Annotated in this window: 21 protein-coding genes; 13 read left to right on the plus strand and 8 right to left on the minus strand. The window is 44.6% G+C overall.

From position 1 onward, the window contains the following. Positions 1-205 precede the first annotated feature (205 nt). Positions 206-997, minus strand: coding sequence for a 2-phosphosulfolactate phosphatase family protein (locus QUA00_RS05980; RefSeq protein WP_333143719.1), 792 nt, complete (start codon positions 995-997; stop codon positions 206-208). Next, a complete protein-coding gene (locus tag QUA00_RS05985; RefSeq protein ID WP_333409050.1) occupies positions 994-1,131 on the minus strand; it encodes a hypothetical protein in 138 nt (45 codons plus the stop codon). The genes QUA00_RS05980 and QUA00_RS05985 overlap by 4 nt, the downstream gene beginning before the upstream one ends. A 4-nt stretch (positions 1,132-1,135) precedes the next feature. Between QUA00_RS05985 and QUA00_RS05990 the strand changes: the two genes are divergently transcribed. Further along, complete coding sequence (locus QUA00_RS05990; RefSeq protein ID WP_333143717.1) at positions 1,136-2,029, plus strand: EI24 domain-containing protein; 894 nt, start codon at positions 1,136-1,138, stop codon at positions 2,027-2,029. A gap of 3 nt (positions 2,030-2,032) precedes the next feature. Here QUA00_RS05990 and QUA00_RS05995 read toward each other — a convergent pair whose 3' ends face one another. After that, positions 2,033-2,287, minus strand: coding sequence for a hypothetical protein (locus tag QUA00_RS05995; RefSeq protein WP_333143716.1), 255 nt, complete (start codon positions 2,285-2,287; stop codon positions 2,033-2,035). A gap of 475 nt (positions 2,288-2,762) precedes the next feature. Here QUA00_RS05995 and QUA00_RS06000 point away from each other — a divergent pair, with 475 nt between their 5' ends. The 10 genes from QUA00_RS06000 (at position 2,763) to QUA00_RS06045 (ending at position 13,601) form a co-directional block, all read left to right on the plus strand. Next, positions 2,763-3,497 carry a DUF7873 family protein gene (locus QUA00_RS06000; protein WP_333409051.1) on the plus strand — a complete coding sequence of 245 codons (735 nt, stop codon included), beginning with the start codon at positions 2,763-2,765 and terminating at the stop codon, positions 3,495-3,497. An 818-nt stretch (positions 3,498-4,315) separates the two neighbouring features. Next, a complete protein-coding gene (locus QUA00_RS06005; protein WP_333409052.1) occupies positions 4,316-5,326 on the plus strand; it encodes a tyrosine-type recombinase/integrase in 1,011 nt (336 codons plus the stop codon). Between the two features lie 401 nt (positions 5,327-5,727). Further along, positions 5,728-6,894, plus strand: a complete 1,167-nt coding sequence (locus tag QUA00_RS06010) for a DUF3854 domain-containing protein (protein ID WP_333409053.1) — start codon at positions 5,728-5,730, stop codon at positions 6,892-6,894. Between the two features lie 75 nt (positions 6,895-6,969). After that, complete coding sequence (locus tag QUA00_RS06015) at positions 6,970-8,253, plus strand: DUF5906 domain-containing protein (RefSeq protein ID WP_333409136.1); 1,284 nt, start codon at positions 6,970-6,972, stop codon at positions 8,251-8,253. Between the two features lie 17 nt (positions 8,254-8,270). Beyond that, complete coding sequence (locus tag QUA00_RS06020; protein ID WP_333409055.1) at positions 8,271-9,053, plus strand: hypothetical protein; 783 nt, start codon at positions 8,271-8,273, stop codon at positions 9,051-9,053. 102 nt (positions 9,054-9,155) lie between these two features. Next, positions 9,156-9,692: a helix-turn-helix domain-containing protein gene (locus QUA00_RS06025; RefSeq protein ID WP_333409056.1), complete on the plus strand. Its 537-nt coding sequence runs from the start codon at positions 9,156-9,158 to the stop codon at positions 9,690-9,692. Next, the gene (locus QUA00_RS06030) at positions 9,641-10,243 is read left to right on the plus strand and encodes a transposase (protein WP_333307875.1); all 603 of its coding nucleotides are present in this window, start codon (positions 9,641-9,643) and stop codon (positions 10,241-10,243) included. Before QUA00_RS06025 ends, QUA00_RS06030 begins: the two co-directional genes overlap by 52 nt. Positions 10,244-10,510: 267 nt before the next feature. After that, positions 10,511-10,783: a hypothetical protein gene (locus tag QUA00_RS06035; RefSeq protein WP_333146652.1), complete on the plus strand. Its 273-nt coding sequence runs from the start codon at positions 10,511-10,513 to the stop codon at positions 10,781-10,783. Between the two features lie 375 nt (positions 10,784-11,158). Then, positions 11,159-11,755 carry a DUF3177 family protein gene (locus tag QUA00_RS06040; RefSeq protein ID WP_333146654.1) on the plus strand — a complete coding sequence of 199 codons (597 nt, stop codon included), beginning with the start codon at positions 11,159-11,161 and terminating at the stop codon, positions 11,753-11,755. Positions 11,756-12,146: 391 nt separating this feature from the next. After that, positions 12,147-13,601, plus strand: coding sequence for a hypothetical protein (locus QUA00_RS06045; protein ID WP_333409058.1), 1,455 nt, complete (start codon positions 12,147-12,149; stop codon positions 13,599-13,601). Between the two features lie 217 nt (positions 13,602-13,818). Here the strand turns inward: QUA00_RS06045 and QUA00_RS06050 are convergent, their stop codons facing one another. Then, complete coding sequence (locus QUA00_RS06050) at positions 13,819-13,998, minus strand: hypothetical protein (RefSeq protein WP_333409059.1); 180 nt, start codon at positions 13,996-13,998, stop codon at positions 13,819-13,821. A gap of 149 nt (positions 13,999-14,147) precedes the next feature. On the opposite strand from QUA00_RS06050, the gene QUA00_RS06055 reads away from it, so the two are divergent. Both QUA00_RS06055 and QUA00_RS06060 read left to right on the plus strand, forming a co-directional pair. Next, positions 14,148-14,429, plus strand: a complete 282-nt coding sequence (locus QUA00_RS06055; RefSeq protein ID WP_333146660.1) for a peptidoglycan-binding domain-containing protein — start codon at positions 14,148-14,150, stop codon at positions 14,427-14,429. Positions 14,430-14,646: 217 nt separating this feature from the next. Beyond that, positions 14,647-14,919 (plus strand): peptidoglycan-binding domain-containing protein, encoded by a 273-nt coding sequence (locus QUA00_RS06060; protein ID WP_333106594.1) that lies wholly within the window; start codon positions 14,647-14,649, stop codon positions 14,917-14,919. Between the two features lie 48 nt (positions 14,920-14,967). On the opposite strand, the gene QUA00_RS06065 is transcribed toward QUA00_RS06060, so the two are convergent. From QUA00_RS06065 to QUA00_RS06080, 4 genes are all read right to left on the minus strand, one after another. Beyond that, positions 14,968-18,363, minus strand: a complete 3,396-nt coding sequence (locus QUA00_RS06065; protein ID WP_333146662.1) for an ATP-binding protein — start codon at positions 18,361-18,363, stop codon at positions 14,968-14,970. Positions 18,364-18,648: 285 nt separating this feature from the next. Next, a complete protein-coding gene (locus QUA00_RS06070; RefSeq protein ID WP_333146665.1) occupies positions 18,649-19,317 on the minus strand; it encodes an adenylate/guanylate cyclase domain-containing protein in 669 nt (222 codons plus the stop codon). A gap of 119 nt (positions 19,318-19,436) precedes the next feature. Continuing rightward, positions 19,437-19,856, minus strand: coding sequence for a response regulator (locus QUA00_RS06075; RefSeq protein ID WP_333409060.1), 420 nt, complete (start codon positions 19,854-19,856; stop codon positions 19,437-19,439). Between the two features lie 20 nt (positions 19,857-19,876). After that, positions 19,877-20,221: a hypothetical protein gene (locus tag QUA00_RS06080; protein ID WP_333409061.1), complete on the minus strand. Its 345-nt coding sequence runs from the start codon at positions 20,219-20,221 to the stop codon at positions 19,877-19,879. Between the last annotated feature and the right edge of the window lie 392 nt (positions 20,222-20,613).

The following is a 20,613-nucleotide window of genomic DNA, read 5'->3' on the forward strand; positions in this document are numbered from 1 at the left end:
ACCCCAGCCAAGGCGGGGCAACCGGGCGTGGGTTTTGCCCCTACAAGAATTACACGAATCATTTAGGATTGCTATAGTGAGGAATGCAAGTCCTCTGATTTTTATGAGGACTTGCATTCCAATACTGCCAACCAATTTTATTGTGGTTGTTCGAGTAGGGTGTGCTGGGCCGCGCACCTTACTAATACACCACTGGAATAAAAATTTAATTCGCCGTTTGTTCCGAAGATTGATCCCAGAAATTAGCTTGAGGAATTTTAAAATCCGACTTAACCAAAACTCCCGGTTCTCGCTGCACCGGCAGCACATCTAAAGTATCCGTTTGCGCGCAATATTTTAAATCTTCAATAACACCTAAACCGAGGAGGCGCTGGCCGTGGCTAGCCCTTTCCAACAATTCGTGCAACCGATCTTGCCAGTGCAAATAAAGAGCAATAGCCCCAAATACTTCATCGTTACCAGCAAAATCGCTCGCAGGAATACCGCTTTCTGCTAGGAGACTTTGGGCGATCGCACCAGCACAAACCGTATCTTCCAACGAATAACTCCCTTCCCAACCAGAACCCACAATCCAAATAGTTTCCGGCCGTTTATTTAACAAAAACTGCACCACAGATTTGCGGTTAATCAAAGCCGCCGTTAACACCGTTGCAGCAGCTTGCACTCGCTGCAGAGCCCGAGTACCGTTAGTTGTGCTGATAAAAATTCGCTTCCCAGTCACCTTTTCTGGCGTGCAGTCGAAGGGAGAATTCCCCATGTCAAATCCATCAACTTTGCCGCCGCCGCGCTCTCCCGCGCGAATCCGCTTATCTGCAGGCCATTTTTCGCTCTCGGCCATCAGCTTATCTAAGTCGCTGAAAACTTGGACAGCTTCCGCCCCATTATTGAGGGCTGTTGCCATTGTCGTAGTCGCCCGCAGCACATCAACTGCGATCGCGCAAGCCGGCATTTTGTCGGCTGGCGTAAGTTCCGGGGTATGGTAAATAAAAAGCTTCACTTTTGGGCTACCTGCGATAAATCCTCATCAGCAATAATAATAGAATTTGTACCCTGAGCGTAGTCGAAGGGCTTTCTTCCTTCTTCCTTCTTCCTTCTTCCTTCTTCCTGCTTCCTTCTTCCTTCTTCCTTCACCTATATGTCAAAACAGCTAAATTCAAACCCCGCCCACGCCGCCATTACCGCACCAATTCGACTCCTGGCAGGCTTCACCTATCCTTTGCGAGCTTTCACGCTGATTTTGCAAACTCCCAAGCTGTGGAGTTATGTATTAGTTCCCGTGGTGCTAAATTTTATAATTGGTATTGGTCTTTATTTAAGCTTGCTATTTCCCAGTTTGGCAGGGATAGACGTTTTAGTTGCCGATTTATCCGTCCGATTTAACGCTCTAATTGCGAGTTTTCCCGCTTGGCTGAGCTTTCTCGGTGTGTTAACAGTTGCTTTCGGCTGGCTGCTGCGCTTACTCCTAGTGTCAGGACTTTTGCTGATAATTGGATTTTTGTTAGTGCAGTTTGGCGTGATTTTAGGTTCGCCGTGGTACGGCAAACTTTCCGAACAATTGGAACTGCTGCGGAACGGTCAATTGCCCGCAGAAGCACCAATGAATCTGGCGAGTAGTTTTGGGGATATTCAAAGGGCGATCGCCTTTGAACTGCGAAAACTACAAATTTTGTTGAGCGTCGGTATACCCCTGCTGCTGCTAAATTTTATCCCTGGTGTCGGCTCTATTCTTAGCAGTTTGGGTGGCGTTGCTTTGGGCGCGACTATTGTCTGTTTGGACTTTTTAGATGCACCTTTGGAGAGGCGGAGGCGACCTTTTCAGGAGAAGTTGGAGATTATTTGGGCGAGTTTGCCGGCCAGCGGGAGTTTTGGTTTGGTTTGTTTGGGTTTGGTGAGCATTCCGCTGTTGAATCTGTTGGCGATTCCGCTGTGCGTGACGGCGGGAACTTTGTTTTTTTGCGATCGCATTTGGCCGGCCCGCTTTGCCCCAGAAGAAACTCATAGCGATCGAGAAACTAACATTACAACTTAAAAACTAGGGAGATGCTTCTTCCTTCGGCTGACTCTGGGAGTTAATACCCCAAAACGGGCTTAACAACAGCCAGCTAATGAAGAAAAAGGATGCTGTAAATAGCTGGACAATATCGATCGCCGACAAATATCCGTCAGATAATAGTGCAATAGTTCTATCTGTCAGCCCGAATATCCAAGAGAGAATCCCAAACAGCCAAATGCCTTTTTGGAGCATGGGCAAAAATGCTGAAACTTCGGAGTTTTGCTGCTTCTTCATTGATTTAGCCCTTGTTTGCGAAGAATCTGATTAACGGGGGCACCCCAAGGGCTTAAGGATTTTTGGTGTCTCCTCGGATTCCCTTTGTTATCTATATGTTAAGAAATGTTTCCCGATCTGACAACGCGCCCTGGGAGGGATTTCCGCATCTATCTCAAGAGGTAGCCCCAGCGCTAAAAAAGAGTGATATTTGCTACACTTTGGTAGCCACGCTAGAGATTTTGCCGAGTTTTTGAGGGGTAAATTGCTGAGTACGGTAGTGGCAGGCTCTCTTGGCACCGCGCCTAGAAAAGAAAGCTTGTAATTTATTTTGAAGTGTGTCATACTACATAACGAGCAAGTTTGGTTCAAGAACGATCGTGAGGTTTGTACTGAGGAGGGAAAGTTATCAAAGCCCTAAAAGCCACAGGACAAACAATTCGATTATCAGTATTAACCAGGCTTGATATGAGTTCAGCGTCAATAAAATCGAACAATGCCACGCTTAAATCAGATTATTGCGATCGAAAAAGGCATCAAAAGCCGCTCCGTCCAAGAACTAGCAGAAGCTCAAAAAGCGCTCCAGAAGCCCGCTGTGCTTTCTGGAATCTCCCGCACTTACCGTCCCAAAGACGAAGAAGGCGAACAACTGCCGCCAGAGTCCAAAAAAGTTGAAGTCAAAGCAGAAGAGATTATCCGCAAAACGACTGAAGTTTTGACCAAACTCTTCGACGTAACCGCAACCAAAGATTGGACAAATTGTAGCGCTCGTGCTGACGTAACTGTAGACGGAAACGTGCTTTTGAGCCAAGTTCCTGTCAGCTATTTGCTATTCATTGAAAAGCAGTTAGCAGATTTGCAAACATTCATCAAAAAACTTCCAGTCTTAGATGCTTCCGAGACGTGGAACTTTGATGCTTCGGCAGACTGTTGGGCAACTGAACCGGTGCAAACTCTCAAGACTTTTAAAACTCCGCGCAATCACGTTAAAGCTGAAGCTACCGAACACCACCCGGCGCAAGTCGATGTTTATTACGAAGATCTTACGATCGGCTATTGGCGGACTGTCAAGTTTTCTGGAGCTTTGCCTGCTGCGCGGCGGATCAATGAGTTGCTGCAAAGGGTGGAAATCTTGCAGCAAGCTGTTATGTTCGCCCGCGAAGAAGCTAACAATTCTGAAGTTGAGGAACAGAGAGTGGGAGAGCGAATTTTTCAGTTTATTTTCCGCTAAGTGCTTGCTTTTTTGATAGTTATGCTTTAAGATATAAACAGAGTACAAGTTCAAACTCAAACTTCAACTTAAACCGTACAAATGTGATAGTGCAGGTTCGACTCCTGTCCCTTCTACCCAAAATAGGGGGGTAGCCCAATTGGCAGAGGCAGCATTGCGTACAAATTCAACAGCAAGTTATCGGGAAATTGGCTTTAAAACCCCGTCCTTCTAGGACGGCTTGAATTCCTTAAACCCATTTCAAAAATTTAGGGAATTGCTGGTTTTTGTGGTTGACTATAAAAGTCAAGGTTAAACTCGCAACGCCCTCGTGAAACAGGGACTCAGACACACTTTTAGGCGTAAACCGGGGGACAAAGAGCGGCGAAAACTCGCCATACAGCTAGGGGCTTAATACAGCCTCATAACCAGAAAAACAAACAATTCACTTTTTGTTAGGTAGGGTAGGGCATACCCGAACTCGCTTGTCAATATCCTAGTACGCTTTTGGAGATAGACCCTAGGCGGGTGACTGCGAATCAGGCTCGTTAATGGGTAGGATTTCTACGGTTAAAAGGTCTGAGTATTGCCGCAAGGACGTAGCACTTAAAGGTCAGTCGCTGAATTAAGAATCCCCACACCTTTAGGTTGGGGAGTGTCAATACTCTAAACTCAGCATTCACCGCCGATCACAAAAACGAATGTCAGGAAAAAATAACATCATCGAGGTTGCTGGCTCATATCCAGCCCCCTCTACCAAACGCAGGGGGGTAGCTCAATCGGTAGAGCGCGATGCTATTAATCTTAAATCCTTGACTTAAATGTGATAGCGTGCGTAAATGGGCGGTAAATATAAACCCAGTAGTAAGGTCAGAACTGCTGGAACCTACACAAATACTTTAAAAGGACTGTTGTGGAATAACCATTGTCAATGTTTCGATAAAGTTCAAGATGGCATTTATTTGATGCCTATATCTGCTTTGTGTACGGAAATACTACTTACCCATCCTGTAAGTAAACGTACAAAAGATAAACTTTTAACGGCTCTCTCCGAGGCTTTCGATCGTTTACAGTCTCAAGGGAAAACAAAACTTACGGTCAATCCGTTTGCCAATGGCAGTAAAGGTGCAGAGAACAAAACTGAAAAGTATAAATCAACAGTTGACGTTGATGGTACTATCCGTCCGTGGTATGAGATACAGGATTTAGAATCTAACCCTAATGAACGTGATAGACGTGCTTTCACTAAGGAAGAGCGAGACATTATTATCAAGGCTTTTTATGAATCTGCTACTCCTAGTTTTTCTCATGCAGCCCCTCTAATTGAATTTTTGTTTTTAACTGGATGCCGTAGCGGGGAAGCTTTCGCGTTGACTTGGAATAACATCAAATTTGAAAGTAATCAAATTGTGATTTACAAGTCTTACGCTACCAGTATTAAAGGGGTTAAGGCTACCAAAAATAATGACGCTCGATTGTTTGTCATGTATCCAAAATTACGTGAACTGTTGTTGAGCCTAAAAACTAAAAATACTAAGATGAGGGATTTAGTTTTTAGGCAAATGAATGGCAACCCATATAATACAGATGGCTTAGGGCGTGTTTGGATGCACAACGCATCACCAAACAGTAGTCAACATTACTACCCTGGTGTTGTTACTCAATTGGTCAATTCGGGACTCATTAGCTGCTATTTGAGTCCCTACCATACAAGGCATACATTTATAACCTTGCAAGCTCGTGCGGGCGTTGATTTGACTTTGTTGGCAAGTATATGTAGCACGGGTGTCGATAAAATCCATCAACATTACTTAGAACACGATAAGTCGGCTACACCGTTAAACATCTAACCTACCGCCCCTACTGACCGCCCCCTAAAAAGGGCGGTTTTTTATTGGCGATCGCACGGAACGGAAAAAGGAAACCCTTGCTCGAACTATCTGCATAGTGTGACTGAGAGTAGGGGAGCTTGCCTCTGTATCTGCTTACATTTCTTGGCGTAGCCGCCTACAGTTGGCGGCTACTATTCAAAATAGAGATGAATAGGCAGTGAACCTAATATCAAATATTCACTTGTGTCACGTGAGTGACGGTAAGTAGTCCCGTTCTGTTGGCAACAAAACTTAACAGTTGCAGTATTGACACTTTAGCCTGAATACTGCGATCGTCAAAAGTAAGAGAAAGCAACACAGCCACCGGGTTGGCCCCGATGACTGCTGTTTTCTCAATTGTGTCACCAATTGAGAACTTTATGTCACAACAGTCCGCTTCGCGCGCCCCACGATCGACTTGTCTTAACTATTCGTGGGATAAGCCCCTTGCACTCCGTTGGTATCGAGATGCCGTGTTTGATGGTATCCGCCACACCGAGGCTTTTGCCTGCATTGATATCGGTACTGGCGTTAAGCCGTGGTTGCACTACTACCAGGCTCCCGTGCTATTACCGGAACAGGTAGATGCCCTTTATGGCGTTGAGCCAAAAACTACCGATCGCCTAATCCGCAACTTTGAACCACAACTGGTAGGGGATGGCTTGTTCAGTTGTCCCGAAACCTTCATTGAACACTCGGAACCCGTACTCGGTATCTGCTGGATCGGTAAACCCCACCTCAACTACCTGTTGCCCCCACGGGCCGTACTTAAGCTGGCCTGTTGGATGCCAGCAACTACCGAGGTGCTGCGGGTACTAACGTGCCTCGAAGCGATCGCAAAAAAGGCATATGAGCCACTACCGGAACCGGTGAGGATGACGCAACACTACAAGGTAGTCGAACGGCGAACCGCCCCAAAGGATAAATTGGTAATGGTACAAGAAGCGCAAGAGCTAGGGCTTTACGCTTACGCCAAACACTTTGGGGACTTGAAGTCGGGCATCACCTACAGTCGGTTGCTTACCCACTACGAACGGGGTGGACAGTTCCCTAAAGGTGAATATGATGCTTTCCTTGCCAAGCATCCAGAAATCGAAACGTACTGGACTGATTTAGAAGCCCTTAAAGCCCGATGCTTCACCATTAACGGCAAACCGTACCTCCTCATTACCGAGGGGTGCATAAAGGCAATAAAAGGCTGTATGTGGGATATCCCTACGGTAGCGGTAATGGGAGTTGACATAGCCCTAACACCAGCGGCAAAGGGTACACCCGACTTGATACCAGGGCTGAAACGATTAGCTGAAGCGGGTCTTAACTTTATCATCGCTTACGATTCCGATCCACCTGAGAAGGTGGAAACCGTAAAAAATGTCCGCCGTGCCGAAAAAACCCTCACTAAACACCTGAAAGCCTATGGCTGCGAGGTACTATCGGTTACAGGCAATTGGAACCACGAGGACGGCAAGGGGATGGATGATTTCATCAATAATCAAGGGATTGAGGCCTTCAGGGCGGTGTTGATGAAAGCTAGCAATGTAGTTTAATCGCTTGACACAAGTGACACCAGCTCGACAACTCGGAGTAAAAAAACACCGACACCGCGCGAGATTGCAGCACAACTGGCCGAAGAATATCGCCCCCAGTGGAAATACCACGAAGAACAGCAAACATGGCGGGGATGGACTGGCAAGTGTTGGGAAAAGATAAAACCAGGGCCGTTTAAAAGCCTGATTGTCACTACGTTGGACGCAAAGGGCGTAAACTACAGCGGGATTGAGTACGTTAATAACGTCATTGAGATGCTCAAGTGTTACCTGCGAGAGGTTTACTGGCAAACATGGGATAAGTCCCGATACATCAATTTCGAGAATTGCGTACTCGACGGCGATACCCTTGGAACCTTGCCACACTCACCCGGCATGGGGTTTACTTCCTATTTACCCTTTCCCTACCAGCCACTAACAGGCGATCTAAGTGACCCCTTGGAAGCACTACGGGTGAACTGCCCTAGTATCCACAAATTTTTCCGGACGGCGATGCAGGGTGACGCCAAGAAAATATTCAAGCTACTGGCAATCATCAATAGTTGTCTCCGGTTTAGCTTTCACGGATATCAGCAGTTTGTTCACTTTATCGGGGTTCCTGGTTCCGGCAAGGGTACTTGCGCTCGGTTAATAGAGAAGGTAGTAGGGAAGGATAATACCCAACCTTGCAGTCTTGACAGCCTAAAAGACGGCTCAACTATTGCCAGCATTATTGACAAGCAATTAGTAGTTTTTGGCGATGAACGTAAACCCGTGGGAGTTGATAGCATTCTCCGGCTAACTGGTGGGGATAGCGTCAACTACCGGGAAGTGTACCAGCCAGTGGCAAGCGCACACTTTTATGGACTACTCCTTATCTGTAGCAATGACCCTATCTTCATGGGAAATACCACCGGGCTAGAGCGGCGCTTGTGTCTGGTTAATTTTGAAAACGCCATTCCCAAACACTTGCGGCATTCAGAGATGGAAGCCAGCTTCGATCCGGAAATAGGGGCGCTAATCGCGATCGCACTTTCACTCCCCAGTAGTGAGGTAAAGCAGGCAATTCAGGGTATCGGTGATGCTGAGATTGCAGATTTCAAGGCTGCTGAATGGGATATGAAAGTACGGATGGATAGCTTGGCCGCGTTCTTCGAGATGGAGCTAATTGTTGAGGACGGCGCACAAACCCGTGCGGGCGATCTGTTTGACAGTTATAAAGATTTTTGTGAGGAAATTAAAAAACCTGCGATGAGCCTGACAACTTTTTCGCCGGGTCTAGAGAAACTTTGCACTGAACTGCACCTGCCAGTCGTTCGCGATCGGAGCGGTCGTCACGTTACTTTTGTCGGTTTAAGGTTGAGGGGTAAAAATGATTAAGCTGTTACGCATTTAAATTGGAAAATCTGGACAGGCTAGAAGCCCGTCCCACAAGAGTTTTATTGATTTTTGACACACAGTTTAAATGTAGAACAGCTTATCACCCTACTTACTCCCAACAACTAGCACCGCTTTGCAGGACTTCTGACAGCACTAGCAGCACTTCTGCAGGACTTGTTGCAGGACTTCCGCCCATACAGGATATAGATTTGCAGGACTTGCAGGACTTACCTCCAAACATTTTGGGAAATTGTGAAAACACCGAGAAAAAGCAAGGTGAACCGGAAAGTCAAAACCAGGACAACCAGGAAAAAGTAGAAGTAAAGAAAGTTACCCCTTTAAGTCCTGCAAGTCCTGCAAACCCTATACAAGACAAGGATTTAAGTCCTGCATCAAGTCCTGCATCAAGTCCTGCAAACCCCCCCCAAAGTCCTGCAACCGCACAAAGTAAATTTCGTGGCGAAAAACTAGCAGACCAGATGCGAGAGGCAATAGCTAAAGGCAGCCGGGAAGATGCAAAAGAAGTTATGGAGCGTGTCGCTGCGTCGGGGCTGCAAGTAAGGGGCTTTTTTGCTAAAGCTTTTACTAAGGAGGAAAGTCTCAATATCCGTCTCTTAAGGGATTTTGACCTGACTAAAGGCACATCGGTTCAATATGTCGGGGCTAAGTTTGCGGAACAGTATAAAGGGGTCGTGCTAACAGTTGAGGGAGCTAACGCCCAGAACGAACTTTGTTGCTCCCTCCCGGATAGTGGCGGATACACAACTTGGTTGAAGCCGGAGGACTTACGCAAGCTCTAGTACAGCTCGGCGTAAGTACACAGACTATATTTGTGGTAGAAGAACATAGTTAGCTGAGACCCGTTTAGGTGGGTGATCGAGGAGTCAGAGATGGCCTTATTAATGCCTAAAATATTAAATTTAAGCGATGGCGAGCGTCATCAACTTCAGAAGTTGATCGACAAACACAAAACGCCCCAACAGCTAGTGCTACGAGCCAAAATAATTCTCATGGCATCAGATGGTCAAAACCATCGTGAAATAGCCCGAAGCCTAGAGATTAACCGACAGATGGCTCGCTTATGGCGAAACCGATGGTTGGAAAGCGAGGGAAAAGACTTATCGATTTTGCAAAGATTGCAAGATCAAGAGCGTGTTGGCGCACCAGTAAAATTTACCATGGAACAAGTAACTGAGTTATTTGCACTTGCCTGTTCCTCACCGTCCGATTATGGACGACCAATAAGTCACTGGACAGCTAGAGAACTGGCGGAGGAAATCATGTTTCAAGGCATTATTGAAAGTATATCATTCCGCCATGTTGGCAGATTATTAGAAGAAGCAGAAATTAAACCACACGCCTCGCGCTACTGGTTAACCCCCCCCCTGTGGATGAAGAATTTGATGCAAAAGTTAAAGATATTACAGGCTTATATCTGACTGCGATTGAACGCAGTCAAAATGGAGAACACACTATATCGGTTGATGAGATGACAGGAATTCAAGCCATTGAGCGTCTCGAAAAAGACTTACCAATGCGACCAGCAAAAGTTGCAAGAAGAGAGTTTGAATATATTCGTCATGGCACGCAGACCTTGATAGCGAATTTCAATATTGCGAATGGTAAGATTATCGAGCCAACTTGCGGAGATTCGAGAAAAGAATCCGATTTTGTACTGAATATTCGTCACATCATTGAAACTGACCCCGATGCCCAAAAATGGCATCTGATTATGGATTGTCTGAATACTCACCAATCTGAATCATTGGTGCGTTTGGTCGCCGAAAAAGAAGGCTTAGATATCGACCTCGGTATTAAGGGAAAAAGCGGCATACTTCAATCCATGAAATCTCGTGCTGTTTTTTTAAGTGACCCAACACATCAAATTGTTTTCCACTACACGCCAAAACATTCTTCGTGGCTTAATCAAATAGAGATTTGGTTCAGCATTTTAGTGCGGAAATTACTCAAGCATAGCAAGTTTCATTAGTCAGTACGATCTGAAAAATCGCATCCTCAATTTTATTAACTACTTTAATCAAACAATGGCAAAGCCTTTTAAGTGGACATATAAGGGTAAAGTCTTGGCGGTATAATAGTCTGTGTATTTACGCCGAGCTGTACTAGTAGTTTTTGGTTTTGGCTCCCTAAAGTCTAACTTTCTCCCTCTAGTCACTTGTGTCACGTGACTAAATACTTGACAGAACTAAAGCATTCGTGTCAACCTGTTAATAGTAAATCACCTGACACAAGTGAAATGACTAAAAACATTAATGACGCTAGCCTAGCCAACCTCAAGCACTATGAGGGTAAATGGGAACACGGGAAAACCCGCACTATCCGAGTACCGATCGCCCTAGCAGATCGGGTGCTGACTATAGCTCGACAGCTAGATAATGGAGAATCATTTTACACAAGTGATTTACCTGATGCTGCTGTCTTACTCAACCAATTGAAAGCTAAGCGCAAAAAGTCTAAATGCGACCTAGCGGACGTAGAAGCGATTTTGGATATGCTGGGTGACTTCTAGCATGAAGACTGCCTTAACCAAGCGAACGACTGGCACGGGGAGTGCGATCGCATCACTCACGCTATGTGTATGTTGTGATTGTAGGTTTTTGGGTTCTGACCGGGACGGGATAGCATTCTAAAGCAGTAGCCGCCAACTGTAGGCGGCTACTTTAGGAAATACACACAAAAGCACTACCTCACCCGTGTATCCTAAGCCGATCGCAAATATCGCTAAGGGGTAGGCTAGAAGATTGATAGAAGAGCTTGCTTGTAAGTGACTATCGGATAAGGGACACTGGGACAGGTGAACAGCCAAAAATGAGGCCCAAAAAGCCCCTAAAATGGCTGTTTTGCAAGAGTGTTGATAGAAATCAGGTACTTAAAGGCTGAAAGTATGGAAAAAACGTTATTAACCTTAGTCTGGATGGATTACCGGTTGTCTGTGTTATTAACAATTTCGATCCCGCTGGTAGTGCTGATTTGGGCTGTTGTGGCAAAAGCTGAGCCGATCGTCCGTTTGTCAATTATTTATTGGCGGGTGGCGAGTTTGCTGGCAATTACACTTTACCTGATGATGGCTGCGCTGCCTGTGAGCTTTGTGTCGTCGGTGATTGCCAGGGCCTTAATTCCTGCTAGTCTGTGGTTTTGGGAGGATTTAAACGAAGAAATTGCCGATCGACCGCAGTCGCCCCTGAAACTGGCTTTTACAGCTTGGCGGTGGGCGATTACTGTTTACAGCGGTTTGGGCGCTCTAGCTCAACTTTTCTTCTTAAGCTGTGCCTTTAAATCTCAAATTCAGATAATTGATGAACCTTTTTGCCGCGTTTGGTTAGATCCACCTTGGCTGTACAAACAAATGTTTCACCCTACGGCAAACCCTCAATTTTTGGGATTGTTGGGTATGATCGGTTTAGCAATTTATGTACTTTACTTGTCATATTTTGTGCTAATTAGACTAGGAAAACAGGGGAGGTCAGCTACCGGAAATTAAGTTTATTTGAAGTTAGTATTTCCCTCCTAAATTGCAGCTAAAGTATTTCACAAAAAGCTCATAAATCCCAAATAAAAACAGCCGGGGCGCATCTAGGACAATCAAACTACAGCATATTCCAGGTTTGTGAAGTACACCTCAGAAACCGGGTTTCTTTACAGTTCTAGCCTTTAAACTGATTCTGTTCAAGAAACCCGGTTTCTCTGTACTACACATATATGGAATATGCTGTAACAGCAGGTTGGCTGACGTGACCAGCCCAAAAACGGATACAAGCCGTGGACTCCAGTCGTGGATATCTAAAAATTTTAGACGAAGGTTCCAGCTTCCAGATTCATCTGTGGAGTAAATCTAAAGTCTAAAATTTAAAATCTAAAATCGACTGACAGCAATGTTATTGGGAAAGACTGTGATGGATAGCAAACAAGCCTACTTACAGTGCTTAGAAAGGCTGATTTGGGCGATCGATCGCCTGGAAGCAAAAGTCGAACCAAGTGAACTCGCTCGGATTGCCGAACTGATTGTTCAGCCGATGATGGGGCCCTGGCGGTTTTTTCACACTCCCGAACATATTTTTGATGTGGGGGGAGATGAAGACGCGATCGAGGTTTTGGCAGCTTTATTTCACGATACCGTCTACGTGCAAGTCGATCGCAGCATTAACTTTAACGTCAGCTACTACATCACTCCTGTTGCAAAAGAGGTTAACAAACAACTACAAATTCGAGATCGATCTGAACTGCCGGCGGATGCTATTTTCGAGATGGTAATGCTGGTATTCAATTTTGTACCGGGCGAAGTCCTCAATCCTTTCTCCGGACAAAACGAATTTCTCAGCGCTGTGGTAGCAGTAAAAGCTCTAGAACCCTTTCTCAAACGCGAGCAATTGCTTCAAATTGCAGGCTGCATTGAAGCAACAATTCCTTTTCGCGTCGCCGATTCTGGAGTAACGGTAAGCCAGCGCCTTTATGAGCGATTGCAAGCAATAAATAGCCTGTTTAACCTTAGTTTGACTGACGATGAAATGCGGGAAACGGTCAAAAAAGCTGTGCGAATCTCTAACCGGGATGTGATGAGTTTTGCTCACCATAGTTCAGCCCATTTTTTGGCAAATACCTGGAATTTACTGCCGGAAACCAATCACAATCTCATCTCCTGCGGTTTTTACACGGTTCGCGACTACCGAGTTGCTTTGGTGAAGATGGAAGGTTTTCTCAATTATCTCAAGCCAGAGATGATTTTCCGGCAGTTTGAAGGATATCCAGACGATCGCACCTATCAGCGCTGGGAAACTACTGCTAAGTACAATCTCGAAATTGCGAAGCTTTATTTGGGGTGCAAACTGGCTGCCCTAGCCCTGCTAGAAGCTCTTTCTTCGGATGTGGGGATTGAGGTTTCTCTGGCGATGATGACGGGAGGAATTCCGGATCGAGATCCTAACTGCGTGCGCCTGGAAAGCTTTTTTCCCGAAATAGAGAAACCTTATAAACCTAAAATTAGTTTAGAAGCGGAAGTATTGAATTTATTAGAAAATGGGCGGGCTAAAAGCACTTCTAATACGGATTTGGAGAGTTCGCCCCTGACAACGTTTGTGGTAAAAATTGTTGGCTTTGACGAAATGCGCTATCAGTGCGATCGAGCTAAGGAATTTTTTCGAGAAAATCTCAACGCAGACGACTTTATTTCCGACTTTAACCCGATAGTTACAGAAATTGTCATAGATTCAATTCTCAAGTTGTTTGACAGCCGGAAATCTACTATCTACCGATACTACGATATCACTTCTAAGTTAAAGTCGCAACCCCAGACCGATTTTCCCGATCGCCCTTTTCGCTCACATGGTTAACGAGCTTTAAATACAGTATTTTTGCCTCCTCTAGATAAAAAACTATTACTCACCTTATACAAGAGTGCAGCGATTACACCGTGACAGGATTGATTGCCTAGCCACCCTACGTCAATCTGGCTATCCATCCCGACACCAACAGCCCTACAGATATGGTGTGGGGCTTCCGGCCAAGATGCTAAAAGTTGATAAAAAATGGAAATTCGCTGGGAGCATCTCATATTTGTAAAAATACTTCTTCTGGCTCCTTCCTTCTTCTGGCTCCTTCCTTCTTCTTCTTTCCTTCTTCCTCCTGCCTCCTGCCTCCTGCCTCAAAGCTCCAATTTCTAGCGGAGGGCTGCAAAGGTGAGATGCTCCCAATTCGCTGCTGTTTGCCTTTGACAATTACTCTGTACAAAACGGATTTGATAGCTGGCTGTCACTCATCTGAGCTACCCCAGATAAGCGTCACTATAAAAAGCGACTGTTAAAGCACTTCCCCCCACAGCTACAACTGGGGAATAGCAAGTTCAAACGACTTGCCAACCACTAATCCCCAATCAAACCATGCAAACCACAAATTCAATTTACGCTCAATTGCCTCTTTGCTCTTCACTGCCCACACTGAAACGAAATAATAGCACCACTGCCAATCAAAACGTGCGCTATCTCCAACAATCCTTAGTTAAAAAGGGATATTCCGTCGCAACTGATGGATTCTTCGGCCCAAAAACCGAACAAGCAGTCATCAAATTTCAAAAGGAAAATAAGATTGCTGTTGATGGCATTGTCGGCCCTCAAACTTGGAGTCTATTAGGCGCTTGTTATACAGATGAACCCGGATGTTAAATCCAAGTTAACTAATCCTAGGCGCACGGCTAGCAAGAAACTGGGTTTTTTCACAACAATACTTCGTTTCAGCCCCCAGAAACGCTAAAAAAACTGGTGGTTGAGCGAAGCCAAAACCCCGTTTCTGCCCGTCAAAAGTGCATCCAGGACTATTAACATCATTTCCGCACTTCTCTGCTTTCAAACAACTTGCAAACAACCAATGGAGACTCAAACTATGCAAACCACAAACGCAATTCACATGGAATTACCTTCCTGCCGTTATTTTCCCCTACTCAAACGCAACGATGGCGTCACCCAAAATGAGGACGTTCGCTACCTCCAGCGGCTCTTGAACGCCAGCGGATTTTCCGTAACTACTGATGGAGGATTCGGCCCGAAAACCCAACAAGCAGTAATCAATTTTCAAAAGCAACAACAACTCGTTGCTGATGGCATTGTCGGCCCTAAAACTTGGAATAAATTAGGCGTTTGTACAACTATATTTTAAAGTTTGTACAACCATATTTTAAAAATAGTAGGGCGTGCATTGTGCGCCCTATTTCTCCGTCGAAGTTTCCACCCCACACCACCCATCCGGGGCGCCGTACATTCGATACTTGCGAGAGCGTTGGAAATACAGCATTGCTACCCGATCGTCCGGATTGATTTGTAAAATATTCTGAAATACTTTTTGGGCGGCCACAAATTTTTGCTCGTAGTAAAAATTGAGAGCTTCTTGAAAAACCTCCGCAGTTTGCTGCTTGAGTACAATGCTCTGCTCTGTTTCTGTATCGTAAATTTCAAACACTGACACAGCATTTGTCTTTCCTTTCACCGTTACTCGATCGACAAATCGGTACTTATATTTTTCAGGATCGTCTAGGCGATCGATAATTGCACCGCTAACTAGAATGCCCGCGCCGTAAACCTTAGTCAATCCTTCCAAACGAGACGCGAGATTCACCGCATCAGCAATCACCGTACTTTCCATCCGTTCTCGCTCGCCAATTGTACCCAACATCAAATTGCCCGCGTGCAAACCGACGCCGATCGCGATCTGAAACAAGCCATTTTTTTGTCGCTGCTGGTTATAGATATTTACTTCTTTCTGCATATCAATTGCTGCTCGCACACCATCTTCAGGAGATGTAGGAAACAGTGCCATGACCGCATCTCCAATGTATTTGTCAATAAACCCGTTATTTTTCCTGATTGCAGGGCTAACCCTTCCCAAATAAGTATTAATAAATGCAAAATTTTCATCCGGTGTCATCTTTTCCGAAAGCGCCGTAAACGAGCGAATATCAGCAAACAGCACTGTCATATCTCTTTCCTGATGTTCCCCTAATTTTACTTCAATAATACTCGGCTTTTCCAGCAAGTTTAGAAAATCGTGCGGCACAAACCTACCGTAGGCTGCATTCAGTTTTGCTAGGCGAATTTGCGTGTTAATTCTCGCCAACAATTCCTTTTTGATAAAAGGTTTAGTTACATAATCATTTGCTTCTAAGTTAAAAGCTTCTACCAAGTCGGTAGTTAGATTTTTTGCCGTCAGCATCAGAATCGGCATTTCTAAAGGCGAGTATTTTTTGCGAACTTCTCGACACACTTCATAACCGGTCATCTGCGGCATCATTACATCGAGTAAAATTAAGTCGGGCTTAAATCCTGATTCAATCAGATTTAAAGCTTCTAAGCCGTTGCTCGCTTGAGTAATCTCGTAGTTTTCTACAGAAAGACTGTTGATGATGACATGAATATTAATCGGCTCATCATCAACTACCAAAATTTTTAATTTTTCACTTTCTAGCAAGTCGCTATTGTCTGATAGAGGAGAATTTATTATAGAGGATTGGCGGGCTAGTTCAGGAGTGATTAAAATGCGATAACCCTCGATTAAATGCGGCTGTGTGCTGCTAAATTCCGGCTGACTCTCAGATACGGGCAAAGTAAAGGTGAATTGGGAACCGACACCTACAGTTGAAGATACCGAAATTTTACCTCCGTGCAATTCCACTAATTGCTTGGCAACCGTTAACCCTAAACCCGTGCCACCATATTCTCTACCAGTGGAACCGTCAGCTTGTTCAAAGGATTCAAAAATTCGCTCTAATTTATCTTCGGGGATGCCAATACCCGTGTCAGATACACTAATGGCTAATTGTGAGTTAGACGGTGATTGTGCGTTGCCCGTTACCAATTCTGCTGAAATTTCAACTCTGCCGCTTTCGGTAAATTTAATCGCATTGCCGATTAAGTTATAAAGTATTTGCTGCAAGCGATTCTCGTCGGCTGCTATTGGCGGCAATTCCGGAGCTACTGAGTTAATCAACTGCAAGTGTTTTTTGCCTACTAATGGCTGAGACAAAGTGAGAATTACAGAGACTATTTCTCGAATACCGACGGACTTAATTTGCAGTTCAATCGTTTTGTGTTTGAGCTGAGAAAAGTCCAGAAGATCGTTAATTAAAGAAGACAATCTTTTGCCAGAGGATGAAATCAAAGCTAAGTTAAAATTTGTTGGTTCTGGTAGTTGTCCTGTAGCACCGTCTATTAAAGATTCTGCAATCCCAATAATGCCGTTGAGGGGAGTGCGGAGTTCGTGGGAAGTATTGGCTAAAAATTCGTCTTTTAGTTTGTCGAGTCGCTGCAATTCGGTATTTTTAGTTTCTAAGGCAGTAAAAGATGCTTGCAGTTGTGCTGCCATGCTGTTAAAAGCAGCGGCAAGTACGCCCAACTCGTCGGAGCGATCGAGCTTTACAGTTTGGTCAAATTGTCCTTCTGATAAAGCTATTGCTGCATTTTTTAATTTTATAAGAGGTTTGATAATCCAGCGAGAAGTGAGAATTCCTAACACAGTTGCCATGCCCAAAGCTGCCAGACATAGTAACACTGTAGTTCGGTTGCCCGCATTAATTTGTTCCATAAAGTCGGCTTCCGGAACGACGACGACAATCAGCAAATCTAAACCCTTGTCGTCTTGGAAGGGCAGGACTTTTAAAAATTTATGCTGACCGTTTATCTCAACATTTAGTTGCTGTGCTTTTGTAATCTTGTTCAAGTTTTGAAAGTGAGTTTCTAAATATTTTGCTGTAGTTTGCGTTACTGCATCGCTGCTTTCTGTAACTTTAAACAGTTCTTTTTGACCGTTTTGGGTGCGGAAAGGTTTTTCGGGTGTGGAAGTTGCCAGCAGCGTGCCGTTTCTTTCGATAATAAAAGTTTGACCAGATTTACCTATTTTGAGGCTGTTTAAAAATTGACCGATACTGTCGAGACGCAAAGCAGCAATTAATACTCCTTCTAGCTGTTTCTGGCTGTTGTAAACTGGTTGCAGCGCGCTGAGGAGCAAGGTGGGTTCTAGGAAGGATATATAAACTGAACTCCAAGTTGGTTTGGCTTCGAGAGCCGCATAGGTGTAGGAAGGGTGCTGTCGGATGTCGAAGTTTTTGACGGTGGCTGCTAATGTCGCGCGATCGCCCCTATCATTAGTATTGTAAGAATAAAAATCAAAACCTGTAGATGGGCCCGATGCGTTAATCAATAAAGTGCCGTTAGACATCTTTTCGCCAGTGCGATATTCTCCATCTGAATTAGCGATGGATGTAAAATTGATATAAGGATATAATTGCACTTGTCGCCACAGATACTTTTCCCAAGCTGACAAGTCTTTCATGTTCACAAAACCCAGTTTCACTGCATCCAGCTTGCTTTGATTGATTTGGTGCGGAGTTTGCAGATAAGTTCTCAAATTTTGCTCAATGCGATTGCTCACCTCGCCCATCAACTGATCCGCCAGGTCATTAACTGCTCTTTGACTATTTTTAAATGATAAATACCCCACAATTCCTACCGCTGCAAATACTTGCAAGACAAAGGGAACTATGAGTACAGTTTGCAGCGTTGCTTTTCTTGAAAGTTTTGCCACTAAGCGCTTGAGAGAAAGAGTGGACATAACATTAGTTTAGGTTGAACAACCAGTTAATACTTGGAGCCAAGGCTTACCGCTGGTAAGTATTATAAACCATTTTGTACTTAAACACAACTTACGCCCGGAAGACCTGGTATTGTTTCTACAATCCTCAATCTTATACCAAATTATTAAAAGTCAAAGAGAACCCTAGGGACACGGCATTTCCGTGTCCTACTCCCGGCGGCGGACAAGGCATTGCCCTGTCCCTACCGATGTTCACATACAATATATCTGTATCACTACTTTCCATAATAGAGGTTACTTGTACTACTTTTCATCCAAAGCTTCTATCCCCGACCATCCTCCAGGCACTCCATACATTCCCTTCTTTAGAGAGCGCTGGCAGTAAATTGCTGCCAACTTATCTTGAGGATTTATGGCGCAAATCTTACTGAATAATTTTTGCGCTTCAGTAAAATTTTGCTCGAAATAAAGCTCCAGACCTTTTTGGAACTCAGCAGCACTTGCCTGTTTTAGTTGAATGCTTTGTTCTGTTTCTGCATCATAAATTTCAAACACCGATACGGCAGATTTTTTCCCTTTTACTGTGACTCGCTCGACAAATCGGCACATATATTTTTCTCGATCGCCCAAACGCTCTAAAATGGAGTCACTAACTAGAATGCCCGCCCCGTAAACCTTAGTCAATCCTTCCAAACGAGACGCGAGATTCACCGCATAAGCAATCCTTGTACTTTCCATCCGTTCCTCCTCCCCAATCGTACCCAACATTAAACTACCCACGTGCAAACCGATGCCGCTAGTAATCGGTGGGTAATTGCTCCGTTGTCGCTCCTGGTTGTAAATAATAACTTGTTTTTGCATTTCCACCGCCGCGCGAACAGCATCATCTGCCGACTCAGGAAATAGTGCCATAATCGCATCGCCAATATATTTATCGATAAAACCTTGGTGAGCGCGAATTACAGGACTCACTCGGCGGACGTAGCTGTTGATAAAACTAAAGTTTTCTTAGGGAGTCATCGCTTCTGAGATAGTCGTAAAAGAGCGAATTTCAGAAAATAAAACTGTCATTTCTTTCTGAATTTGATCGCCTAGTCGGACATCAACAATACTTTCGTGTCCCAAAAATCGCAGAAAGTCGTGGGGGACAAATTTACCGTAAGCTGCATTGATTTTTGCCAGACTGATGTGAGTTTGATTCTGGCTAGCAATTCATTTTTGACAAACGGTTTAGTTAAAAAATCATTAGCCCCTGCATTGAAACCTTGCACTAAGTCAGCTACTTGAATTTTGGCGGTTAGCATCACAATTTGCCCTTCGATACCCGTGCATTTATCCCGGATTTTCTCGCCAACTTCGTAACCAGTCATCCGTGGCCTCATGAGATATAGCAAAATTAGAGCCGGCTTGTAGCCTCTGTCTAGAATGGCTAAAGCTTCTCTACCGCTGCTAGCGTGGGCGAGCGCATATTTTTCGAGAAGTAAATTGTTAGCCAATACCTGAATATTCACTATAAATCTAATTTTTGTTTTCAGATAACATCTTCAATCCAAATGCGATAGGGAAGCAGTCCCAACCGAAAGAAAATTTCAGCAATCCGCTGCTGTTCTTCAACGGCCCTGTCCTGAATTGGCAGCAAATCGTAGCGGCGGCTTTTTGTTAACATGATAGCTGTGGTTATTTTCATTCCCGTTCGAGCGCTGATAAATTTCGCTGCTGGCTCGGGATTCTTAGTTATCCAAGTAGCCATCTGTCGCGTTTCTCCCATCACTATTTTAACAATATTGGGAAAGTCGCTAGCAAAAGAGCGACTTGCCAAATAGAAGTTTCTATCATTCATCAGCCCGTTGCTGTTAGTCAAGAAATGAACAGGCATAGTTTCCTGTAACTGAGCTAGAATTAGATAGTCCGACAGGGAATTAATTCCACGGGGCTTATAGCTAAAGTCCTCGCTATGAGGACTAATGAGTTTAAAAATTCGGCGTTGCTGTTGCTAAATACAGGTAGGAATTTAGATTTCCCAATTGCTATAAGACAACTATGGTGAGTTTTTTAACATCAAGCAAAAAGTTGATTCCTACCGTGAATCAGCAACGTCAAAAATTCTTTTTCCCAGTCCTCATAGCGAGGACTTTCGCTATGAGACAGGGATTTCAATCCCTGCCGGATTGGCGGACTAACGGGTGGGCGGCGTGAATCAGCAACGTCAAAAATTCTTCTTCTCAGTCCTCTTTGAGAGGACTTTCGCTATGAGACAGGGATTTCAAT

Source organism: Microcoleus sp. T2B6 (assembly GCF_036700475.1).
In the GTDB taxonomy this organism is placed as follows: domain Bacteria; phylum Cyanobacteriota; class Cyanobacteriia; order Cyanobacteriales; family Microcoleaceae; genus Microcoleus.

What these genes read in the sequence shown, in the direction of transcription:
- QUA00_RS06080 (WP_333409061.1), bottom strand. Translation starts at nt 20,221, where the DNA reads ATGCCTGTTCATTTCTTGACTAACAGCAACGGGCTGATGAATGATAGA.
- QUA00_RS05990 (WP_333143717.1), top strand. Translation starts at nt 1,136, where the DNA reads ATGTCAAAACAGCTAAATTCAAACCCCGCCCACGCCGCCATTACCGCA.
- QUA00_RS06045 (WP_333409058.1), top strand. Translation starts at nt 12,147, where the DNA reads ATGTTATTGGGAAAGACTGTGATGGATAGCAAACAAGCCTACTTACAG.
- QUA00_RS06000 (WP_333409051.1), top strand. Translation starts at nt 2,763, where the DNA reads ATGCCACGCTTAAATCAGATTATTGCGATCGAAAAAGGCATCAAAAGC.
- QUA00_RS06035 (WP_333146652.1), top strand. Translation starts at nt 10,511, where the DNA reads ATGACTAAAAACATTAATGACGCTAGCCTAGCCAACCTCAAGCACTAT.
- QUA00_RS06010 (WP_333409053.1), top strand. Translation starts at nt 5,728, where the DNA reads ATGTCACAACAGTCCGCTTCGCGCGCCCCACGATCGACTTGTCTTAAC.
- QUA00_RS05995 (WP_333143716.1), bottom strand. Translation starts at nt 2,287, where the DNA reads ATGAAGAAGCAGCAAAACTCCGAAGTTTCAGCATTTTTGCCCATGCTC.
- QUA00_RS06055 (WP_333146660.1), top strand. Translation starts at nt 14,148, where the DNA reads ATGCAAACCACAAATTCAATTTACGCTCAATTGCCTCTTTGCTCTTCA.
- QUA00_RS06040 (WP_333146654.1), top strand. Translation starts at nt 11,159, where the DNA reads ATGGAAAAAACGTTATTAACCTTAGTCTGGATGGATTACCGGTTGTCT.
- QUA00_RS06065 (WP_333146662.1), bottom strand. Translation starts at nt 18,363, where the DNA reads ATGTCCACTCTTTCTCTCAAGCGCTTAGTGGCAAAACTTTCAAGAAAA.
- QUA00_RS06005 (WP_333409052.1), top strand. Translation starts at nt 4,316, where the DNA reads ATGGGCGGTAAATATAAACCCAGTAGTAAGGTCAGAACTGCTGGAACC.
- QUA00_RS06060 (WP_333106594.1), top strand. Translation starts at nt 14,647, where the DNA reads ATGCAAACCACAAACGCAATTCACATGGAATTACCTTCCTGCCGTTAT.
- QUA00_RS06025 (WP_333409056.1), top strand. Translation starts at nt 9,156, where the DNA reads ATGCCTAAAATATTAAATTTAAGCGATGGCGAGCGTCATCAACTTCAG.